The sequence below is a fragment of the Bradyrhizobium sp. B025 genome, from assembly GCF_042257955.1.
GTDB classification, from domain to species: domain Bacteria; phylum Pseudomonadota; class Alphaproteobacteria; order Rhizobiales; family Xanthobacteraceae; genus Bradyrhizobium; species Bradyrhizobium diazoefficiens.
The window spans coordinates 614,349-633,125 of sequence record NZ_CP170150.1 but is presented as its reverse complement, the minus strand read 5'-3'; the positions used below and the strand labels follow the sequence as shown (position 1 = coordinate 633,125).

At 65.8% G+C, this 18,777-nt stretch carries 22 protein-coding genes; 5 read left to right on the top strand and 17 right to left on the bottom strand.

Features of this window, described 5'->3' with window-relative positions:
- Positions 1 to 4 precede the first annotated feature (4 nt).
- Positions 5 to 787, top strand: a complete 783-nt coding sequence (locus ACE10W_RS02950; RefSeq protein WP_161533118.1) for an alpha/beta fold hydrolase — start codon at positions 5 to 7, stop codon at positions 785 to 787.
- Between the two features lie 7 nt (positions 788 to 794).
- Here the strand turns inward: ACE10W_RS02950 and ACE10W_RS02945 are convergent, their stop codons facing one another.
- The 11 genes from ACE10W_RS02945 to phnG all read right to left on the bottom strand — a co-directional run bounded on the left by ACE10W_RS02945 (position 795) and on the right by phnG (position 9,493).
- Entirely contained in the window at positions 795 to 1,748 is a 954-nt protein-coding gene (locus tag ACE10W_RS02945) for an aliphatic sulfonate ABC transporter substrate-binding protein (protein ID WP_304550748.1), read from the bottom strand.
- Between the two features lie 21 nt (positions 1,749 to 1,769).
- Entirely contained in the window at positions 1,770 to 2,003 is a 234-nt protein-coding gene (locus tag ACE10W_RS02940) for a hypothetical protein (protein WP_304550747.1), read from the bottom strand.
- Positions 2,004 to 2,518: 515 nt separating this feature from the next.
- Positions 2,519 to 3,130 (bottom strand): pyridoxamine 5'-phosphate oxidase family protein, encoded by a 612-nt coding sequence (locus tag ACE10W_RS02935; RefSeq protein ID WP_304550746.1) that lies wholly within the window; start codon positions 3,128 to 3,130, stop codon positions 2,519 to 2,521.
- A gap of 26 nt (positions 3,131 to 3,156) precedes the next feature.
- Positions 3,157 to 3,753 carry a phosphonate metabolism protein/1,5-bisphosphokinase (PRPP-forming) PhnN gene (phnN, locus tag ACE10W_RS02930; RefSeq protein ID WP_271556861.1) on the bottom strand — a complete coding sequence of 199 codons (597 nt, stop codon included), beginning with the start codon at positions 3,751 to 3,753 and terminating at the stop codon, positions 3,157 to 3,159.
- Positions 3,750 to 4,907, bottom strand: a complete 1,158-nt coding sequence (locus ACE10W_RS02925; RefSeq protein WP_375762501.1) for an alpha-D-ribose 1-methylphosphonate 5-triphosphate diphosphatase — start codon at positions 4,905 to 4,907, stop codon at positions 3,750 to 3,752. The genes phnN and ACE10W_RS02925 overlap by 4 nt, the downstream gene beginning before the upstream one ends.
- Positions 4,908 to 4,918: 11 nt before the next feature.
- Entirely contained in the window at positions 4,919 to 5,617 is a 699-nt protein-coding gene (gene phnL / locus ACE10W_RS02920; protein ID WP_304550744.1) for a phosphonate C-P lyase system protein PhnL, read from the bottom strand.
- Positions 5,618 to 5,625: 8 nt separating this feature from the next.
- Positions 5,626 to 6,423: a phosphonate C-P lyase system protein PhnK gene (gene phnK / locus ACE10W_RS02915; protein ID WP_304550743.1), complete on the bottom strand. Its 798-nt coding sequence runs from the start codon at positions 6,421 to 6,423 to the stop codon at positions 5,626 to 5,628.
- Positions 6,416 to 7,312, bottom strand: a complete 897-nt coding sequence (locus ACE10W_RS02910) for an alpha-D-ribose 1-methylphosphonate 5-phosphate C-P-lyase PhnJ (RefSeq protein ID WP_011084042.1) — start codon at positions 7,310 to 7,312, stop codon at positions 6,416 to 6,418. The genes phnK and ACE10W_RS02910 overlap by 8 nt, the downstream gene beginning before the upstream one ends.
- Positions 7,309 to 8,412 carry a carbon-phosphorus lyase complex subunit PhnI gene (locus tag ACE10W_RS02905; protein ID WP_161533109.1) on the bottom strand — a complete coding sequence of 368 codons (1,104 nt, stop codon included), beginning with the start codon at positions 8,410 to 8,412 and terminating at the stop codon, positions 7,309 to 7,311. The genes ACE10W_RS02910 and ACE10W_RS02905 overlap by 4 nt, the downstream gene beginning before the upstream one ends.
- 3 nt (positions 8,413 to 8,415) lie before the next feature.
- On the bottom strand, positions 8,416 to 9,024 hold the full coding sequence (phnH, locus tag ACE10W_RS02900; RefSeq protein WP_304550742.1) for a phosphonate C-P lyase system protein PhnH: 609 nt from the start codon (positions 9,022 to 9,024) through the stop codon (positions 8,416 to 8,418).
- Positions 9,025 to 9,028: 4 nt separating this feature from the next.
- A complete protein-coding gene (gene phnG / locus ACE10W_RS02895) occupies positions 9,029 to 9,493 on the bottom strand; it encodes a phosphonate C-P lyase system protein PhnG (protein WP_271556883.1) in 465 nt (154 codons plus the stop codon).
- A 107-nt stretch (positions 9,494 to 9,600) separates the two neighbouring features.
- Here phnG and phnF point away from each other — a divergent pair, with 107 nt between their 5' ends.
- A complete protein-coding gene (gene phnF / locus ACE10W_RS02890) occupies positions 9,601 to 10,332 on the top strand; it encodes a phosphonate metabolism transcriptional regulator PhnF (RefSeq protein ID WP_011084038.1) in 732 nt (243 codons plus the stop codon).
- A gap of 50 nt (positions 10,333 to 10,382) precedes the next feature.
- Here the strand turns inward: phnF and ACE10W_RS02885 are convergent, their stop codons facing one another.
- Together ACE10W_RS02885 and mddA are read right to left on the bottom strand one after the other, a co-directional pair.
- Complete coding sequence (locus tag ACE10W_RS02885; RefSeq protein ID WP_028173675.1) at positions 10,383 to 10,805, bottom strand: GFA family protein; 423 nt, start codon at positions 10,803 to 10,805, stop codon at positions 10,383 to 10,385.
- A 228-nt stretch (positions 10,806 to 11,033) separates the two neighbouring features.
- Positions 11,034 to 11,822, bottom strand: a complete 789-nt coding sequence (gene mddA / locus ACE10W_RS02880) for a methanethiol S-methyltransferase (protein ID WP_304550741.1) — start codon at positions 11,820 to 11,822, stop codon at positions 11,034 to 11,036.
- A gap of 133 nt (positions 11,823 to 11,955) precedes the next feature.
- On the opposite strand from mddA, the gene ACE10W_RS02875 reads away from it, so the two are divergent.
- Positions 11,956 to 13,506, top strand: a complete 1,551-nt coding sequence (locus tag ACE10W_RS02875; RefSeq protein ID WP_304550740.1) for a winged helix-turn-helix domain-containing tetratricopeptide repeat protein — start codon at positions 11,956 to 11,958, stop codon at positions 13,504 to 13,506.
- A 235-nt stretch (positions 13,507 to 13,741) separates the two neighbouring features.
- Here ACE10W_RS02875 and irr read toward each other — a convergent pair whose 3' ends face one another.
- The gene (irr, locus tag ACE10W_RS02870) at positions 13,742 to 14,221 is read right to left on the bottom strand and encodes a Fur family transcriptional regulator Irr (protein WP_060912765.1); all 480 of its coding nucleotides are present in this window, start codon (positions 14,219 to 14,221) and stop codon (positions 13,742 to 13,744) included.
- A gap of 182 nt (positions 14,222 to 14,403) precedes the next feature.
- Here irr and ACE10W_RS02865 point away from each other — a divergent pair, with 182 nt between their 5' ends.
- The gene (locus ACE10W_RS02865; RefSeq protein WP_161533106.1) at positions 14,404 to 14,715 is read left to right on the top strand and encodes a hypothetical protein; all 312 of its coding nucleotides are present in this window, start codon (positions 14,404 to 14,406) and stop codon (positions 14,713 to 14,715) included.
- Between the two features lie 3 nt (positions 14,716 to 14,718).
- On the opposite strand, the gene ACE10W_RS02860 is transcribed toward ACE10W_RS02865, so the two are convergent.
- The 3 genes from ACE10W_RS02860 to ACE10W_RS02850 form a co-directional block, all read right to left on the bottom strand.
- Complete coding sequence (locus tag ACE10W_RS02860; protein ID WP_304550739.1) at positions 14,719 to 15,288, bottom strand: DUF2147 domain-containing protein; 570 nt, start codon at positions 15,286 to 15,288, stop codon at positions 14,719 to 14,721.
- 32 nt (positions 15,289 to 15,320) lie between these two features.
- Positions 15,321 to 15,983, bottom strand: coding sequence for a DUF3313 domain-containing protein (locus ACE10W_RS02855; RefSeq protein ID WP_271556891.1), 663 nt, complete (start codon positions 15,981 to 15,983; stop codon positions 15,321 to 15,323).
- A gap of 253 nt (positions 15,984 to 16,236) precedes the next feature.
- Entirely contained in the window at positions 16,237 to 16,896 is a 660-nt protein-coding gene (locus ACE10W_RS02850) for a TetR/AcrR family transcriptional regulator (RefSeq protein WP_011084031.1), read from the bottom strand.
- 215 nt (positions 16,897 to 17,111) lie between these two features.
- On the opposite strand from ACE10W_RS02850, the gene ACE10W_RS02845 reads away from it, so the two are divergent.
- Positions 17,112 to 18,662: an ABC transporter substrate-binding protein gene (locus tag ACE10W_RS02845; protein WP_011084030.1), complete on the top strand. Its 1,551-nt coding sequence runs from the start codon at positions 17,112 to 17,114 to the stop codon at positions 18,660 to 18,662.
- Positions 18,663 to 18,777: the final 115 nt, after the last annotated feature.

The following is an 18,777-nucleotide window of genomic DNA, read 5'->3' as shown; positions in this document are numbered from 1 at the left end:
CACCATGAAGCTTTCCGTCAACGGGGCCGAGGTATTTGTCGCGACCGGCGGCCGCGAATTCGACAGGTCCCTGCCCGCGGTGGTCTTCATCCACGGCGCCGGCTTCGACCATTCGACCTGGGCCCTGCATACGCGCTGGTTCGCCCATCACGGGTTTTCCGTGCTGGCACCGGACCTTCCCGGTCACGGCCGCTCGGCCGGCCCCTCGCTCTCGAGCATCGCCGAGATGGCCGACTGGACGGCGGCGCTGCTCGATGCGGCAGGAGCTGCGAAGGCGCATCTGATCGGGCACTCCATGGGATCGCTGATCTCGCTGGAGACCGCCGCGCGGCATCCCGACAAGATTTCCGCGCTGAGCCTGATCGGCACCGCCGCGACCATGACGGTCGGCCCGGATCTCTTGAAGGCGGCCGAAGCCAACTCGCAGGATGCAAACGACATGGTGTCGATCTGGGGCCTCGGCTTCAACGCCGAGCTCGGCGGCAGCCTCGCGCCGGGCCTGTGGATGCATGGCGGCGCGCAGGCGGTGCTGAAGGCTTGCGAGCCGGGCGTGCTGTTCAGGGATCTGTCGGCCTGCAATGCTTACGCGAATGCGCTCGCCGCTGCCGCGAGCGTCAAGGTGCCTGCGACGCTCATCCTCGGCGAGCGCGACATGATGACTCCGGCGAAGGCGGGCAAGGCGCTCGCGGCCGCGATCCCGCATGCGAAGACCGTCGTGGTACCGGGCGCCGGCCACATGATCATGGCCGAGCGCCCGGATGAGTTGCTGGCCGCGCTGAAAGGCTGAGCCCGGCTCAAGACCCCGGCGTCCACTTCCAGACGATGTCGGAGACATTGACCGGCTTCGGGATCAGGCCGAGCTTTGCGAAGCGGTCGGCAACCGCCTGCTGGCTCTTGACCACCTCGGCATCGATCGGCACCACGCGATAATTGGAGCGGGCGACGAAGCGGCGGATCGCTTCGATGTCGACGCCGGTCGCCTCGGCCTGCGCCTTCGCCACGTCTTCGTGGTGCGAATCCGCCCATACGCCTTCGGACGCGAAGGCCGTGTTGAGCTTCGCAACGAGCGAGGGATACTTCTCCACGAAATCGGCGCCGGCGATGTAGAAGGCGTTCGGCTTGTGCACGTCCTTGTCGAAGGCGATAACGCGCGCATTCTCCTTCAGCTCGGCGAGCGCGAGATAGGGATCCCAGATCGACCAGGCGTCGACCGAGCCCTTCACGAAGGCCGCCGTCGCATCGGCCGGCGCGAGCGGCGCAGGCGTGATGTCGGACCAGGACAGGCCGGCCTTCTCGAGCGCCGCGACTAGCAGATTATGCGCGCTCGATCCCTTGCCGAAGGCGACGCGCTTGCCCCTGAGATCGGCCAGTGCGTGAATCGGCGAGTCCTTCGGCACGACGATCGCCTGGGTGTTGCCGTCCGATTTCACCGCGGCGACGTAGCGGATCTTCGCGCCGCCGGCCTGCGCGAAGATCGGCGGGGAGTCGCCGACATAACCGAAATCGACGCTGCCGACATTGATTGCCTCCAGCAGCGGTGGACCGAACTGGAAGTCGATCCACTTGATCTCGATGCCGAGCGGCTTGAAGGCGTTTTCGAGCGTCTGGCGCTGGCGCACCGCCGGGAAGAAGCCGCCCTTCTGGGTGCCGATGCGGATTTCCGCCGGCTTGTCCTCCGCGTGCACGGGTGCAGCCAGGGCTGTCGCGAGCAGGAGCGTCGTTGCGAGAATGTGTCGTCGAGTAATCATATTGCGGTCCTTTCGGTGGGATCAGTTGGCGAAGAGTTGCGAATTCGCGCGCCGGCTCCGCCCGGAGAACACCGCGCGCGCGGCCCGCTCGGCTTCGCGCGCCGAGCGGAACTGGCGGCCTTCGAGGCTGTCGAACAGGCGCTCGGAGGAAAAGAAGCGGAAGCGGCGCGCGTCTCTTGTGATGATGCCGGCGGCGCGGTCGTGGATTTCGATGATGTAGGCGTTGGACTGGGCTTCGAACTGGGCTTGGGACATGACTGCTCGCTCGCCGGATTTCTCGGCGTTCCTGGCTTAAGATTTGCGATGTGAGTGCTGAGAGGGTGGCGGTCAGCAACAACAACAGGCGCCGGTCGCCGCCGAGAAACAGCGCCGCGTCATGCACGGGTGCATGTCGTCCGGATTACGCTGGTGATCGGTTCTCATGTTGCGGCTTCGGCTCGAGGAGCAGTTTCGATGCTGTAAATATCGAGCGATCGGCGCGATTGGTCAATGAAATGGCTATCCATATTTACGAGCGACACGTTCGGCCGCTTCTCCCGCCGCAAGCGCCCGCAGGCAGATTCATCTCGCGATGAGTTCAGCACTGGCGCCCTCTTCACCTCTCCCCGCTTGCGGGGAGAGGTCGGATCGCCCCCGGCGATGCGAAGCATCGTCCGGCGCGATCCGGGTGAGGGGGTACAGGTCCCCACAGCGATCTCACGTGCGGAGAGAGGCCCCTCACCCCGCCCTCTCCCCGCAAGAGCGGGGCGAGGGAGACGAGAGCGCGGACGCTACCACATCGTCGCTGCGGCACGCGCCGCCCAGCCGCGATCGTACTCCTCGCCGCCGACCTTGTTCTGGCTCATCTCGGCGAGGATCTGGCCGGGCGTCGGCAGCGTCTTCGGGTCGATGCGCTTGTCGGGGTTCCAGAGATCGGAGCGGACGATGGCGCGGGCGCACTGGAAGTAGATCTCGTCCACATTCATCACCATGACGCTGCGCGGCGCCTTGCCTTCGACCTTGAAGGACCCCAGCAACTCGGGATCGATCGACAGATGCGCGCGGCCATTGGCGCGGACCGCATTGCCGGAGCCGGGGACCAGGAACATCAGGGACACGCGCGGGTCGCGCACGATGTTGCGCAGGGAATCGACCCGGTTGTTGCCGCGACGATCCGGCAGCATCAGCGTCTTGGGGTCGTGAATGCGAACGAAGCCGGGCAGATCGCCGCGCGGCGAGCAGTCGATGCCCTCGGGCCCGATGGTGGCGAGCGCCGCGAACGGCGCCTTCTCGATGAAGACGCGATAGAGCGGCGTGACATGGTCGGCGACTTTCACGGTCGAGGCATCGTTGGTGGCGCCGTAGATGGCCTCTAGCTGTTCGACCGTTTCGATCACCGACATTCTTCCACTCTCCTTTGCGCCGGCGGTTACTCGCGCCAGCCTTCGTTCCTGATCACGCGCACGAGCTGGCGGCTGTGATAATCCGCGCTGCCGGCGTTGAGGATGGTGACATCGGCCTGCGCCGATGCGTCCTCGACGCTGCGGGACAGCCGTTCCGCGATATTGCCGTCGCTGTGCCGGGCGCGGGCGGCAAGCCGCTGCGCCAGCACGTCCGGCGGCGCCGTGATGGCGACCACGACGACATTGGCATAGGCCTGACGCAGCGCGGCAATCACGGTGCGCGAGACGTTGACGACGACGGCGCGGCCGGCGCGGATGTCGTCGTTGATTTCGAGCGGTAGCGCGTAGGAATGCCCATGCGCGTCCCAATGCACGGCGAAATCGCCGTGATCGATCCCGCGCCGGAATTCATCCGGGCTCATGGCAATGTTGTCCTCGGCCGCGGAGGACTCACGCGTCACGACGCGACGCGGAAAGACGACGTCGTGATCGTCGATGCAGGCCGCCTGCGCCAGCTGCAGCAAGGTGTCCTTGCCGGCGCCGCTGGGACCGACCACGAGCACGAGCCGGCCAGGGCCGATCGCACCCGCCTCGCCTTGCGCCATGGTCGCGGTCTCGCTCATGCGACCCGGCCTCCTTCGCGCCAGACGCTGCGGACGACGGGAACGCTGCCCGCGATGTGCACCCGGATCAGGTCGGCGCGCTTGCCGACCGCAATCTCACCGCGGTCGAAGAGACCAACCGCCTCGGCCGGCGCTTTCGTTACGGTTCGAACCGCCGCCGGAAGGCTGATCGCGGGCACATGTTCAGGCAATTGCAGCGCGGCCATCAGAAGGCTCGATGGAATGTAGTCCGACGAGAGAATGTCGAGCAGGCCCTCGCGGGCAAGATCGACCGCGGCGATATTGCCGGAGTGCGAGCCGCCGCGCACGACGTTGGGCGCGCCCATCAGGATGTCGATGCCGGCCTGATGCAGGCCGCGCGCGGCCTCGAGGGTGGTCGGGAATTCCGCCACCGAGACGCGATCGCGCACGGCGTCCGCGACATTCTCCTCGGTGGTGTCGTCATGGCTCGCCAGCGGAATGTTGTATTGATGCGCCAGCGCCACGATCTCGCGCATGTTGGTCGCCGCATAAGCCTTCTGATACTCGAAGCGCTTTGCGAACAGCTCGTCGAGCTGGGCATCGGTCTTGCCGCCGTTCTTGCCGCGGTAATAGTCGCGCAGCTTGCCCTCGTCGCGGAACTGGCGCTGGCCGGGCGTATGGTCCATCAGCGACATCAGCTTCACGTCGGGACGGTCGATCAGCTCCTTGGCCTCCTCGACCACACTCGGCATCGGGATTTCGCAGCGCAGATGCAGGAAGTGGTCGGCGCGCAACAAATCAGCGTCGCGCGCGGTCGTGATCGCGGCGGCGAGCACGCCGGCGCGGCCGTCGACTTCCTCGGCGCTGTCCTCGCGCCAGACCCGGAGCGAGTCGAACACGGTCGTGATGCCCGAGGTCGCGAGCTGGCCGTCGTAGGAGACGACGGCGGCGACCGGATTCCAGAACACTTTTGGGCGCGGCACGTAATGCGCCTCGAGATGATCGGTGTGGAGCTCGATCAGGCCGGGCATGATGAGGTCGCCGCCGGCATCCTCCGCACCCGCGGGTGCCCTGCCCTCGCCGATCTCGGCGACGCGCCCATTTGCGAGAGCCAGCCAGCCCTGCTCGATCACCCGGTCAGCCAGCACGATCCTGGCGTTGGCGATCACGGTGTCCTTCGGCTTGGCGTTCATTTCAATTTCCTTCAGGCGGCGGCGGCAAAGCTGGTAACGTCAACAATACGGTCGGCAATCAGATGGCGGATTTCGTCGTCATGGACAATGGCGACCATGGCGACGCCCTGGCGCTTTTTCTCGGCGATCAGCTCGACCACGACGGCGCGGTTGGCGGCATCGAGCGAGGCGGTCGGCTCGTCCAGCAACAGGATCGGCAGGTCGGAGATGAAGCCGCGCGCGATGTTGACGCGCTGCTGTTCGCCGCCGGAGAAGGTCGCGGGCGGAAGCTGCCAGAGCCGCTCAGGGATGTTGAGGCGGTGCAGCAGGGCACCCGCCCTCTGCTGCGCCTCGGTTCGGGCCATGCCGTTCACGATCAGCGGCTCGGCGACGACGTCGATCGTGGCGACCCGTGGCACCGCGCGCAGGAACTGGCTGACATAGCCGATGGTCGCGCGGCGGACGTTGAGCACCTGCCGCGGCTCGGCGGTGGCCAGATCAATCAGCGCGCCGCGATGGCGGATGCCGATGCGGCCGGAATCGCAGCGGTAGTTGCCGAAGATCATCTTCAGGATCGACGACTTGCCGGCGCCCGACGGGCCCGACAGCACGACGCATTCGCCGGGGTCGACGTGGAAGGTCACGCCGCTGACGACAGGCAGCTCGATGCCGCCCTGCAGGTGCATCGTAAAAGTCTTCTTGGCATCAGTGACGTCGATCATGGCGGTCATCAGTGGGCTCATGGCGGCAGAATCGAGGAAACGAGGAGCTGAGTATAAGGCTCACGGGGATCGTCGAGCACCTGGTCGGTGAGACCGGTCTCGATCAGGCGGCCGCCCTTCATCACCATCACGCGGTGCGACAATAGCCGCGCGACCGCGAGGTCGTGGGTGACGATGACGACGGCGAGGTTCAGCTCGGCAACGAGACTGCGCAAGAGATCGAGCAGGCGCGCCTGCACGGACACATCAAGGCCGCCGGTGGGTTCGTCCATGAACACCAGCCGCGGCTCGGTGACGAGGTTGCGGGCGATCTGGAGGCGCTGGCGCATGCCGCCGGAATAGGTCCGCGGTGCGTCGTCGATGCGCGCCGTGTCGATCTCGACGCGGGTGAGCCAGTCGGACGCGGTGTCGCGGATGCGACCGTAGTGATTCCATCCCACCGCCATCAGCCGCTCGCCGACATTGGCGCCGGCCGAGACCGCCATGCGCAGGCCCTGCGCGGGATCCTGGTGCACGAAGCCCCAGTCGGTGCGAAACAGGAAGCGCCGCTCGGCTTCGCCGAGCGTGGCGAGATCGCGGGTGACGCCGTCGCGCATCCGGTAGGTGACGTGCCCGCCGCTGGCCGCGAGCTGGCCCGACAGCAGTTGCAGCAGCGTCGACTTGCCCGAACCGGATTCGCCGACGATCGCCAGCACCTCGCCGGAATAGAGCGAGAACGACACGTCGCGGCACGCGGCGATGCGGCCGTAGGACTTGCTGAGCGAATTCGCAACCAGCAGCGGCTCATCGTTGTCCAGCATGTCGTGATCAGCCATTTGATGTCTCCTGCGCCTTCTCCTTGTACGGCGCAGCGCTCAGGCTGCCGTGATGGCCGGCGGCCTGACGGCCCTCGCAATAATCGGTGTCGGAGCAGACGAACATGCGGCCGCCCTTGTCGTCGGTAACGATCTCGTCGAGATAGGAGTTATCCGCGCCGCACAGCGCACAGGGCGCATTGAAGCGATACGGCTCGAACGGGTGATCCTCGAAATCGAGCGACACAACTTGCGTATAGGGCGGGATCGCGTAGATGCGCTTCTCGCGGCCGGCGCCGAACAATTGCAGCGCCGGGCAATTGTCCATCTTGGGATTGTCGAACTTCGGCGTCGGCGACGGGTCCATCACATAGCGCGCGTTGACCTTGACCGGATAGGCGTAGGCGGTCGCGATGTGGCCGAAGCGGGCGATGTCCTCATAGAGCTTCACATGCATCAGGCCGTATTCGGCGAGCGCATGCATGCGCCGCGTCTCGGTCTCGCGTGGCTCGAGGAACCGCAGCGGTTCCGGGATCGGCACCTGATAGACCAGCACCTGGTTCTCGTTCAGCGCGGCCTCGGGGATGCGGTGACGGGTCTGGATCACGGTCGCCGCGTCGGTCGCCGTCGTGGTGGCGACGCCGGCAGTCTTGGCGAAGAACTTGCGGATCGAAATCGCGTTGGTGGTGTCGTCGGAACCCTGGTCGATCACCTTCAGCACGTCCTCAGGACCGAGGATCGCGGCGGTGACCTGCACGCCGCCGGTGCCCCAGCCATAGGGCATCGGCATTTCGCGGCTGGCGAACGGCACCTGATAGCCGGGGATCGCGATCGCCTTCAGGATGGCGCGGCGGATCATCCGCTTGGTCTGTTCGTCGAGATAGGCGAAATTGTAGGCGGGCGCGTTCATTCCGCGGCCTCCTTCATGGCATCGGGCGCATTGGCCTCGGCAAACTCCTGACGCAGCTTGCGCAGCAGGCCGAGCTCGGACTGGAAGTCGACATAGTGCGGCAGCTTCAGATGCTCGACGAAGCCGGTCGCCTGGACATTGTCCGAATGCGACATCACGAATTCTTCATCCTGCGCCGGCGCGAGCGCCTCTTCGCCGAGCTCGCGGGCACGCAGCGCGCGATCGACCAGCGCCATCGACATGGTCTTGCGCTCGCTCTGGCCGAAGGCGAGGCCATAGCCGCGGGTGAAGCAGGGTGCTTCCGTGGCAGAACCCTTGAACTGGTTGACCATCTGGCACTCGGTGAGCTCGATCGAGCCGAGCGGCACGGCGAAGCCGACGTCCTCGGCGGAGAATTCGACCTCGACCTCGCCGAAGCGGATCTCGCCGGCGAAGGGATGGTTGCGGCCATAGCCGCGCTGGGTGGAATAGCCCATCGCCAGCAGGAAGCCTTCGTCGCCGCGCGCGAGATTTTGCAGGCGCAGGTCGCGGTCGGCCGGGAAGTTCAGCGGCTCGCGCGTGAGATCGCCGACGCTGGCGCCGGCCTCGGCCTGCGGCGAGGATTCGATCAGCCCATCGCGGCCCAGGATATCGGTCACGCGCGGCGTCGGCGCGGTCGAGGCTTCGGCCGTCGCCGGCGCGTCCGGCACAAATCCCTCCGCGAGCGAGGGATCGAGCAGGCGGTGCGTATAGTCGAAGGTCGGCCCGAGGATCTGGCCGCCGGGAATGTCCTTGAAGGTCGAGGACACCCGCCGCTGCACGCGCATGGCGCCGGTGTCGACCGGCTCGCTCGCACCGAAGCGCGGCAGGGTGGCGCGGAAGGCGCGAACCAGGAAGATCGCCTCGATCAGATCGCCGCGCGCCTGCTTGATCGCGAGCGCTGCGAGCTCACGGTCATAAAGCGAGCCTTCGCTCATAACGCGGTCCACGGCCAGACCAAGCTGCTCCGAGATCTGGTCGAGCATGACTTCCGGCACGCTTTGATCGCCGCGCCGCGCATTGGCGAGCAGGCGATGGGCGTTCTCGATGGCGCGTTCGCCGCCTTTGACTGCGACATACATGCTTCAGCTTTCCTTGCTCACGACCCGCGTGGTGCGGGGGATCGCGACCACGGCGTCATCGGCGACCAGCACCACGTCGATGCCGCGCGGAAACAGCGCCTCGTTGACACGCAGCCGCTCGAACAGGTCGGCGGGCTTGATCGAGGCCCGGAGCGTCGCGACGCCGTCGATGCCGGGGCCGCGCAGCTCGAAGCCCCGCCCCGCGTCAAGGCTATCGACCTGGAGGATCAACGTGGTCGACCGGTCCGGGTATTCGCTGGTGCCAAGCGCGAAGCGCTCGAGCGCCGGAAGCAAGGCGCCATCGCTGATCAGGGCAAAGCTCGCGATCGAGGAGTCCTGAATCACCGGCGCGCCGGTGTGGAACTTGAGCCATTTCACGACTTCCGAGCTTTCCGACATCCGCGCATCGAGCCAGAGCGGCGTGTCGTGATCGAACAGCGTCAGCGCGATCGCGGCGGCGCCGCGCATCATCGGCCCGGGTGTGCCCGCCATCGGCACGATGCGCTGGACCGAACCCGGCCGCGCCATCGCGTCCATGACCGAGCGAAAGGTCGATTGCGCCGACAGCACCTTGTCGGCGAACCCCGGCGGCAGTTCCGCAATCGTGGTCATGATCTCACCCCTCACCGCGCACCATGGTGTAGAAATCAACCTTCGTCGCGGCGGTCTCGGCCGCCGCCTGCTTGCGCCGGATCGTAAGCTGCTCGCGCAACGGTGCGATAACGTCCCGCTCGACCGATGCGGAAAAATCCCGCGACTGCACCAGCGCATCGCACAGAGCGATCAGCCGCGCCTTCTCACCGTCGCGTCCGAGCGTGTAGCCGAAGCCGACCTCGCCGCTCGCGAGCCGCACCGCGGCACGCGACACCGTGGCTTCGCCGAGGTTGAACGGGGCGCCGTCGCCGCCGACCCGGCCGCGCAGCATGACGAGGCCGTTTTCCGGCGCGCGCAGATCCTGATGGGCCGGGAGGGCGAAAGCGCGGAGGCGAGCGGCGATCTCGCCCGCCTCCGCGTGCGCCAGCACGGCCATCGCGGCCTTGCGCTGGGCTTGCTGATTGTTGTGCCGCGTCACCCGATCCACCGAACTTGCCGAACTCAAGTTGTCTATGATAGTAGACAACTTCATACGGAAGCGCCATGACTGTTTCGTGACAAGCGTGTGATTTTCGGGCTAGGCTGACCGGCGATATGAGCATGCAGGACACCGCCTCCACGGGCGTCGCGCTATGGCGCCTCGTTGCCGACGGCATCGAGCGCGGCATCGCCGACGGCCGCTTCGCCGCCGGCGACAAGCTGCCGGGCGAGATGGAGATCGCCGAGACCTATCGCGTGAATCGCCACACCGTGCGGCGGGCGCTGGCAGCCCTTGCCGAGCGCGGCCTGGTGCGCGCCGAACGTGGCAGCGGCACCTATGTCGAGGCGCAGCGCATCGCCTATCCGCTGCGCTCGCGCACGCGCTTCTCGGAGATCGTCGGTGCCGGCGGCCGTGAGCCGCGCGGGCAGTTGATCGAGGCGTCCGACGACGTCGCGACGCGCGAGCTGGCGCGCGAGCTGGGCCTGAAGGTCGGCGCCCCGCTGGTGCGGATCGAGGCGATACGCCTAGCCGACCGCACCCCGATCTGCGTCTCCACGACGTGGCTGTCGGCGGAGTTGTTTCCGGGTGCGGGCAGCGTGTTTGCCGCAACGCGCTCGATGACGAAACTGCTCGAACACTTCGGCGTCCGCGACTATCGCCGCGGCGCGACCCGGATCACCGCCGGCATCGTCGACGCGACCGACGCTGCACGGCTCGATCTGCCGCTGGGACGGCCGATCCTCGTGGTCGATGCCACCGACCACGGTCTCGACGGCAAGCCGCTGGTGACGAAGCATTCGCGCTTTGCCGCCGAGCGGGTGGAGTTTCTGGTGGAGAACGGCTGAGATGCAGCTCGCTCTTCCCCCCGCAAGAGGAGGAGGAAGAGCAGCGCCTGCTACTCCTGCATCATCTCGCCGCTGCCGCCGAACTCGGCGGGGAAGTCCTTCAGCTTGGGCAGGCCGTCGCGCATCGGCAGCACCGTCTCGGCGTAGTTGACGTGGACGCCGGGCGTGAACGCCAGGGTGGGGATGGTGGCGGTGAAGACGTCGGTCAAACCGAGCGGCGGGTGATTGGTCATGAGATGGCCGCCGCACTTCCTGCAATATTTGCGCTGGCTGAGCGGCGTCTTGGCGAAGGTCTCGACGTGCTGCGCGCCCTCGGTGATGCGCACCGCGTCAGGCTTCCACAGGCTGAAGGCGTTCACCGGCCCGCCGGACCAGGACCGGCAGGAGCCGCAATGGCAATAGCCCATCGCCTCCGGCGCACCCGTGACCTCGACCGTAACCGCGCCGCAGAAGCAGTGTCCGACATGTTTCATTGGGTCGTCTCCGTTGATGAAGGTTGGAAATCCTCTCCCCGCTCCGGTTCACCGAGATCTCGGCGAAGGCGGATGCGGGGTCGCGACGAGCTTCGCTCGCGTTGGTAGCCTCGGAGTGAGGGGGAATCACTCCGAGGGACGTTGAAGGCGAGAGTCCGGCAAGGTCCGATACGCGCCTCGGCGCCGCCGCGCGTCCTCCTTTCGGCGGACGCGCGCAGAGCGCGAAAACTAAACTGACCGGCGCCAGGGAATAAGCATCGACACGCGTTGTTTGTACTGCCGGTATTCGTCGCCGAAGAGATCAATGAGGTCGCGCTCCTCCAGCGCGATGCCGACGAAGATGTAGATCGTGGTCACGGCCGCAAACAGCAGATGTCCCGCGGTCATGACCGGAGCCGCCCAGAACGCGACGATGAAGCCGAGATAGATCGGATGACGGACAAACTTGTAGAGCAGCGGCGTCTTGAAACGCGGCGGCGTCGCTTCCTTGCCGACGAGATGGTTGGTCACCTGATGCAATCCGAACAATTCGAAATGGTTGATGATGAAGGTCGAGGTGAACACCAGCACCCAGCCTGCGAAGGACACCGTGACCAGCGTCACGGCGAAATCCGGGTCCTCGACCTCCCATATGACGGCCGGCAGCGGACGCCACTGCCAGAACAGGAGCAGCAATGACAGACTCGCGAACAACACATAGGTGCTGCGCTCGATCGGTTTGGAGACGAACTGCGTCCACCATGTCTTGAAGCGCTGGCGCGCCATCACGCTGTGCTGGACGGCGAACAGCGCCATCAGAAGCAGGTTGATGATGACGGCCTCAGCCGTCGACGTGTCGGTTCCGGTGTCGATGGTCTTCGGCACCACCAGCCCCATCACGAAGCCGATAGCGTAGAGAATGGTGACGAAAAACACGAGATACGCCGCAATTCCGTACAGAAAGGCGATGAACTTGAAAATGCGAGAGCCCGTAACCTCCGGGCCGATCGAATGAACCTGGTGATCAATTTGGGACATGGAAAGCTCCGTTGTGCCGAGGCATCGGCACTGTTTGGTCTTCGCACCATGCCGGATCGGACGTTCCATGGCTTTTGCGGACGGTTGATTTTCGCCTGAGACGACTTTGATTTTTGCTTGAGACGACAGAAACGTGCGATTTTGCTTTGAAAACAACGTGCTCGACGGCGACCTGCGCGAACTGACCTGCGCCGGGGTCGCCGTGCCGTTGCAGCCGCAGGTGTTCGATCTGCTGCTCTACCTCGTCGCGCAGCGGGCCCGAGTGGTCAGCAAGGATGACCTGATCAGCCAGATCTGGAGTGACCGGATCGTCTCGGATTCCGCCCTGAACAGCCGGATCAATGCCGCGCGCAAGGCGCTCGGCGACGACGGCGCGACTCAGCGGCTGATCAAGACGATCCCGCGCAAGGGCTTTCGGTTCGTCGGCGAGGTCCGGGAAGATGTGGCAGTCACACTCGCGCCTGCGGAACCCGCCCCGGCCCCGGCACGCACGGTTGCGGACCGCCCGGCGATCGCGGTGCTCGCCTTCGAGAACATGAGCGGCGATCCCGAGCAGGACTATTTCGGCGACGGGATCAGCGAGGACATCCTCACCGCCCTGTCGAAGCAGCGCTGGTTCATGGTGATCGCCCGCAACTCGTCCTTCATCTACAAGGGACGCGCGGTCCACATCAGGCAGATCGCCGAGGAGCTCGGCGTCCGCTACATCGTCGAAGGCAGCGTGCGCAAGGCGGACAAGCGGGTGCGCATCACCGCCCAGCTCAACGACGCGGCGTCAGGCAGCCATCTCTGGGCCGAGCGCTATGACCGCGAGCTCGTCAACGTCTTCGCCGTGCAGGACGAGATCACCAACGCGATCGTCGCGGCGATCGAGCCGCAGATCCACGCAGCGGAGAATTTTCGCAGCCATCGCAAGCCGCCCGCGAGCCTCGACGCCTGGGATCTGTTGATGCGCGCGCTGTCGCACTACTGGCGCGTGACGCGGCAGGATCACGAGGCCGCACAGGCGCTGCTCGAGCGCGCGATCGGGATCGATCCGAATTACGGCCAGGCGCTGTCGGTGCTGGCGGCGAACCACATGTTCGGCGCGCATCTCGGTTGGGTCGAGCTGGCCAGGGTGGCGCCAATAGCGGAAGCCGCCGCGCTGGCCGCGGTGCGTTGCGATCATGAGGACGCCTGGGCGCATGCCGGGCTCGGCAGCGTCTACTTCTCGACGCGCAGGCTTGCGGACGCGCTGTCCGAGTTCGAGCAGGCGCTCGCGCTCAATCCGAACTTCTCGCTGGCGCAGGGCTATTACGCGCTGGCGCTGTCCTATGCCGGGCGATCGAAGGACTCGTTCGAGGCGGCGCAGAGGGCGATCCGGCTCTCACCGCGCGACCCGTCGCTGGCGATCTATCACGGTATCGCCGGCTATGCGCGCTTCACCGAGCGGCGCTATGACGAGGCCATCGCGCTCGCGCGCGAGGCGATCCGCCATCGCGGCGACCTCACCGGCGCCTATCGCGTGCTCGCCGTCTCCGCCGGCATGACCGGCGACGGGATGCTTGCGGAGATGGCGCTGGGCGAGCTCCGCCGCACCCAGCCGGGCATCTCGCTGCACTGGATCGAGACGCAACTGCCATGGGCCAGTGACGCCGATCGCGAGCACTATCTGGAAGGATTCCGCCGGGCGGGGTTGCGGTGACACCTCTTGCCTTCCCTAGAACGGCAGGGGAATAGCATTTGAGAGCGGTTCCTGCGGCCATCCTTCGAGACGCCCGCCTGGCGGGCTCCCCAGGATGAGGACGGAATTCGCGGCAGCAGCTTCAACGGGCACGGTGCTGCTTAGCCTCATCCTGAGGAGGCCGCTGGAAGCGGTCGTCTCGAAGGACATGGCGTGCGGTGAGGCCCCTCCAGGGGAAGGTAAGAGCGCGGCGGCGCTACACGCGCTTCCGGCGCAGATGGACGATGACGTCGAGCCGCGCGATCTCGTGGCCGGGAAGCGCCTCGGGAATCCTGGTGAAGGCGAGGCCATCGGCGACGTCGACCAGCACATCCTCGCCTTCGAGGTAGAAGTGCGGATGCACGGATGTGTCGGTATCGAAGAACGATTTGATGCCGTCGGCAGCGATCCGGCGCAACAGGCCGGCTTCGGTGAATTGGTTCAGCGTATTGTAGACGGTCGCCAGCGACAGGTATGCGTTTGCCGCCAGCGCCTCCTCATAAAGCCCCTCGGCGGTCACATGACGATGGCCGCGCAGGAACAGCAACTGGCCGAGCGCCAGGCGCTGGCGCGTTGGCCGCAGGCCCGCATCAACAAGCAATTGCAGACAGCGCTGCACGCCCTCATCCGGCTCCGGTACGACGACGTCAGGTCCGCTGTCGTCGCCCGCGGGGATATTCGTGGCCTGCATGTCCATCGATCGTCTCACGGCTGAAAGAACCAGGGCACGCAACGCGGCGTCCGGCCAGTTGCCATTCGATCGCAGAAGCGGCGGCTTGGCTTTGATCCGGATCAAATCCGGAAGCGGTCGCCTCTGACCTATCGCAAGGCGGCCCGGTCTATTCCCGGTCACAATGCAGCGATATCGATGAGGCTCACATGTCCAGGCCGGTTCCCGACAAGGCAGAGGTCGCGCTCGAATATCCCGACAAGTTCTATGTCGGCACCTTCGAGCATTCATCGCGCTTCGAGGCGCGGCTCGACGGCAGCGGCGTCGCGCTAGTGCTGCAACATCCGGGCGCGGCCGACGAACGCAAATCGGTGCACCTGCACATCAATTTCGGGCTGCTCGCCGGCATCCTGCGGGAGCTCGCCGGCAACGTCGCCGCACTCCCCAAGGACGACATCGCGCACCGCGAACAGCTCGCAGACGCGCTCGACGAGTTGCGACGGGCGCTGCGGACGCCCTGAAGGCTATTTCGTTTTCACCTGGATCGGCTTCGGTGCCGGCACGGCCGCCCATTCCTTGTCGGCGCGCGGGCCGTTGAGATCGCCGGTCAGGCCGACGAGCTGGCCGGGCAGCACGTCGAGGGTCTGCTGCCAGGTCTGGGTCTGGCACAGGAATTTTATGAGGCAGCCTTTCAGCTTCAGGCGATCGGCGGATTCGCGCCACAGCGAGACCGAATAGAACTTGCCGTCCTCCGCATTGTAGATGTCGCCGGCAAACCGTCCCTCGGGCGTCGCCTGCAAGCCCATGATGAGCTGGTGGCCGAGCAGCGCGCGGGCGCGCTTGTCCGCATCAGGATTCTCCTTGTCGCGATAGGGCTGGCCGCGCTTGTCGGCCGGCTCCTTCATCCAGACGATGAAGCCGCAGATGCGCTCGCGCGACGGACCGCAGCGTTCGAGCCGGATGCGGGCGCGGCCGTCCTCGACCAGCCAGGTGCCGCTGGGATCGGTGGGCGCGGCAGCGCCGGCGCGGCCGCCGACGATCATCATCATGACCGTGATCGCGACGCGCAGCACGAAGCGAAGAAGAATGTCCATCTGCGATGCCTTTCGTTGCGCGGGTTGCCGCGTCAGTTCAGTTGCGCCATCAGCGCGTCGGCGCCCTTCTCGAGGCCGGCGGTGGCGGCTGCGAGCGCGCCGACGCTGGCCTTGATGTCGTAGGCGCCCGGGTATTGCTTGGTGACGTAGGCAGAGAGCAGGCGCGAGGTGGCGGCGTCGAAGATCTCGACGCCATAGACGACCGAGCCGGTCATCGTCCCCTCGCCGTCGCGCGCGGCCTGCACGCCGTTGTAGACGGCACCGGCGAGGTCGAAGCGCGAGAGCGTGCCGAGCACCGGCGTGTTGGTGACGGCGCCGGTGAGCGTCAGCCTGATCCGCAACGTGTTCGGTCCGCGCTCGCGCACCAGCGCGAAACGGCCGCGCAGCCGCTCGGCGAAGGAGTTCTGCATGTAGGCGGCGAGCGTTGCCTTGTCCTTGTCGGACATGTCGCCGAACTGATGATCCTTGCCGCGGTAGAGCACGACGGGATCCAGGATCACTTTATTATATGCGCGCCAGTCGACCGGCGTGGAATAGCGGTAGGGCACGCGGCCGGAGGCGTCCGACTTGTCCGGGGCCATGTAGGCCGACGACGCCATCTCCGAATAGGGCACGGGGGCGACCGAGGCGCAGCCGGCCGCGGCCGCGCAAAGCACCAGCGTTCCCAGACCGCGCAGGGCGATCGAGCGATCCATTCCAGACTCCTCTAGCGGCTTTCAGCAAGGCGATGGGGACCGCAGCCGCGTTTTGGGACCAGACGCGGCTGCGGCGCTCACCATTGCCGGCCCAAGGCATCGTCCGGGGCCATTTCAGACGCCTTGGGCCGTCTCAGTGTTTCCGCTTATAAAACCGACCAGTTGGTTTGTAAAGTACGGAAATGACGCGCTGGCACATTTGGCCGCAGGCGCGGATTTGGGCAGGCGCCGGTCGGAATTCGTTAACGGTGAATCAGGCGCGCTTGCGCGGGGTCGGGGCCTTTGCCGCCGATGGCGTTCCGGACTTGGCCGTGGACTTGGCCGCGGACTTGGTGCGTGTCGTGGCGGGCTGTCCGAGGCCGGTCCACTGTGCGTCGTCGAGCAGGCGCGCGAACAGTCGCTGGTGCTCGTCCTTGCTGAGCGGAGACATGCCGAATAGCGAGCTCAGCAGCAGCCCGAGCGCCCCGGCCCAGCGCAGCATCGCGAGGTCGGGATCGGCGGCTTCTTCCTTGATCGCCGCCATCCTCTTCATTTCGAGTTCGCGCGGCAGCGCCATCAGGTCGGGATTTTCGACCATGGCCGCAACCAGGGCCAGCGCGGCAGAATTCGGCGAGGTCGCCGCTTCCCGGATCGTGGCGAGCTGGGTCGCCAGATTGGGATTTGCCGAGGTCCCGCTCACCTTTGCCATATAGCGGATCGAGAACTCCTCGAAATGCGCCATCTGCCGCTCGAGCAACGCCTTCAGCACCGCCTCCTTGGTGCGGAACTGATGCATCACGCCGCCCTTGCTGAGGCCGCTCTCGCGGGCGATGGCATCGAGCGTCAACCGGCCCGGCCCGTCGCGCGCGATGATGGCGATGGCCGCTTCGAGCGCAGCGTTGCGGGACCGTTCGGAGCGCGTGGCATTGTCCATGGCCGACTTGTCTCCACGACAGGATAATGAATCAAGTGAAAACAGGACGCGCTGTACATTTTTTGTGCGAACACTGTCGAGACTTTCATCTTGCGGCGCCGAATGGGACTATGTGAGCCTCGATACCGGATGGGGACTGGGATGGGCCGGCCGTAGCTTTGCGCGCCATGACGTGCGAAGCGTCTGCGGCTGGCCTCGCTTGAGAAAGATACGACATGCCAAAACGAGTGTTGCTTGGTCTCCTCCTGGCTTGCGGCCTCACGGCCTCGGCACTGGCGCAAGAGCCGAAAACGGGGGGTGTGATCAATGCCGTGATCCAGCCCGAGCCGCCCGGCCTGATGCTTGCGATGGTCCAGAACGGCCCGGTCCAGATGGTGTCCGGCAACATCTTCGAGGGCCTGCTGCGCTACAGCCCCAAGCTCGAGCCGCAGCCGGAACTCGCCGAGAGCTGGACCGTGAGCGAGGACGCCAAGACCTACACCTTCAAGCTCAAGAAGGGCGTCACCTGGCATGACGGCAAACCCTTCACCGCCGCCGACGTGCTGTTCTCGATCGAGATGCTGAAGCAGACCCACGCGCGCGCCCGCAACAACCTCGGGCAGGTCGACAAGGTCGAGGCGCCCGACGATTACACGGTGGTGTTCACGCTGAAGCAGCCGTTCGGCCCGTTCCTCGGTATCTTCGAGGTCGGCTCGATGCCGATGGTGCCGAAGCATCTCTATGACGGCACCGACTGGAAGACCAACCCCTACAACAACGCCCCGGTCGGCACCGGCCCCTTCATGTTCAAGGAGTGGCAGAAGGGCTCGTTCATCCGCCTGGTCAAGAACCCGAACTACCACGAGAAGGGCAAACCCTATCTCGACGAGATCTACTGGCAGGTCATTCCCGACGCCGCCGCGCGCTCGGTGGCGTACGAGACCGGCAAGGTCGACGTGCTGCCCGGCGGCTCGGTCGAGAATTTCGACGTGCCGCGGCTGTCCAAGCTGAAGGACACCTGCGTCACCGGCGCCGGCTGGGAGTTCTTCTCGCCGCTGGCCTGGCTATGGCTGAACAACCGCCAGGGCCCGCTCGCGGACAAGCGGGTGCGGCAGGCGATCATGTTTGCGATCGACCGCGATTTCGCCAAGGACGTGATCTGGAACGGGCTCGGCAAGGTCGCGACCGGCCCGTCCGCCTCGACCATCAAATACTACACCGACGACGTGCCGAAATATCCGTACGATCCGGCCAAGGCCAAGGCGCTGCTGAAGGAAGCCGGCTACAAGGGCGAGAAGATCCGCCTGTTGCCGCTCGCCTATGGCGAGACCTGGCAGCGCTGGGGTGAAGCCGTGAAGCAGAATCTCCAGGACGTCGGCATGAACATCGAGACCATCGCCACCGACGTTGCCGGCGGCAACCAGAAGATCGGCGACTGGGACTACGACATCGCCTTCACCTATCTCTACCAGTACGGCGATCCGGCCCTCGGCGTCGGGCGCAACTACGTCTCCAGCGCCATCGCCAAGGGCCAGGTGTTCAACAATGTCGAGGGCTACTCCAACCCGGAGATCGACAAGCTGTTCGCCGATGGCGCCGTCGCGACCCCGGATTCCAAGCGCAAGGAGATCTACGAGAAGGCGCAGAAGATCCTGGTCGAGGACGTGCCGGTGGCCTGGATGCTCGAGCTGCAATTCCCGACCATCATGCGCTGCAAGGTCAAGAACCTGATCACTACCGGCATCGGCGTCAATGACGGCTTCAAGGACGCATGGCTCGACAAGTGATGGCAGGCGCTCCGAACTCCCCTTACCTCTCCCGCTTGCGGGAGAGGTCGCTACGCTCGAAGAGCGTAGCGGGTGAGGGTTCTCTCCTCTTGGCAATCCCTCCGCGGAAGCACCC

Bases quoted from the DNA above. Each gene is read 5' to 3' on its own strand.
- ACE10W_RS02950 (WP_161533118.1), top strand. From the start codon at position 5: ATGAAGCTTTCCGTCAACGGGGCCGAGGTATTTGTCGCGACCGGCGGC.
- ACE10W_RS02945 (WP_304550748.1), bottom strand. From the start codon at position 1,748: ATGATTACTCGACGACACATTCTCGCAACGACGCTCCTGCTCGCGACA.
- ACE10W_RS02940 (WP_304550747.1), bottom strand. From the start codon at position 2,003: ATGTCCCAAGCCCAGTTCGAAGCCCAGTCCAACGCCTACATCATCGAA.
- ACE10W_RS02935 (WP_304550746.1), bottom strand. From the start codon at position 3,130: ATGTCGGTGATCGAAACGGTCGAACAGCTAGAGGCCATCTACGGCGCC.
- phnN (WP_271556861.1), bottom strand. From the start codon at position 3,753: ATGAGCGAGACCGCGACCATGGCGCAAGGCGAGGCGGGTGCGATCGGC.
- ACE10W_RS02925 (WP_375762501.1), bottom strand. From the start codon at position 4,907: ATGAACGCCAAGCCGAAGGACACCGTGATCGCCAACGCCAGGATCGTG.
- phnL (WP_304550744.1), bottom strand. From the start codon at position 5,617: ATGACCGCCATGATCGACGTCACTGATGCCAAGAAGACTTTTACGATG.
- phnK (WP_304550743.1), bottom strand. From the start codon at position 6,423: ATGGCTGATCACGACATGCTGGACAACGATGAGCCGCTGCTGGTTGCG.
- ACE10W_RS02910 (WP_011084042.1), bottom strand. From the start codon at position 7,312: ATGAACGCGCCCGCCTACAATTTCGCCTATCTCGACGAACAGACCAAG.
- ACE10W_RS02905 (WP_161533109.1), bottom strand. From the start codon at position 8,412: ATGTATGTCGCAGTCAAAGGCGGCGAACGCGCCATCGAGAACGCCCAT.
- phnH (WP_304550742.1), bottom strand. From the start codon at position 9,024: ATGACCACGATTGCGGAACTGCCGCCGGGGTTCGCCGACAAGGTGCTG.
- phnF (WP_011084038.1), top strand. From the start codon at position 9,601: ATGAGCATGCAGGACACCGCCTCCACGGGCGTCGCGCTATGGCGCCTC.
- ACE10W_RS02885 (WP_028173675.1), bottom strand. From the start codon at position 10,805: ATGAAACATGTCGGACACTGCTTCTGCGGCGCGGTTACGGTCGAGGTC.
- mddA (WP_304550741.1), bottom strand. From the start codon at position 11,822: ATGTCCCAAATTGATCACCAGGTTCATTCGATCGGCCCGGAGGTTACG.
- irr (WP_060912765.1), bottom strand. From the start codon at position 14,221: ATGGACATGCAGGCCACGAATATCCCCGCGGGCGACGACAGCGGACCT.
- ACE10W_RS02865 (WP_161533106.1), top strand. From the start codon at position 14,404: ATGTCCAGGCCGGTTCCCGACAAGGCAGAGGTCGCGCTCGAATATCCC.
- ACE10W_RS02860 (WP_304550739.1), bottom strand. From the start codon at position 15,288: ATGGACATTCTTCTTCGCTTCGTGCTGCGCGTCGCGATCACGGTCATG.
- ACE10W_RS02855 (WP_271556891.1), bottom strand. From the start codon at position 15,983: ATGGATCGCTCGATCGCCCTGCGCGGTCTGGGAACGCTGGTGCTTTGC.
- ACE10W_RS02850 (WP_011084031.1), bottom strand. From the start codon at position 16,896: ATGGACAATGCCACGCGCTCCGAACGGTCCCGCAACGCTGCGCTCGAA.
- ACE10W_RS02845 (WP_011084030.1), top strand. From the start codon at position 17,112: ATGCCAAAACGAGTGTTGCTTGGTCTCCTCCTGGCTTGCGGCCTCACG.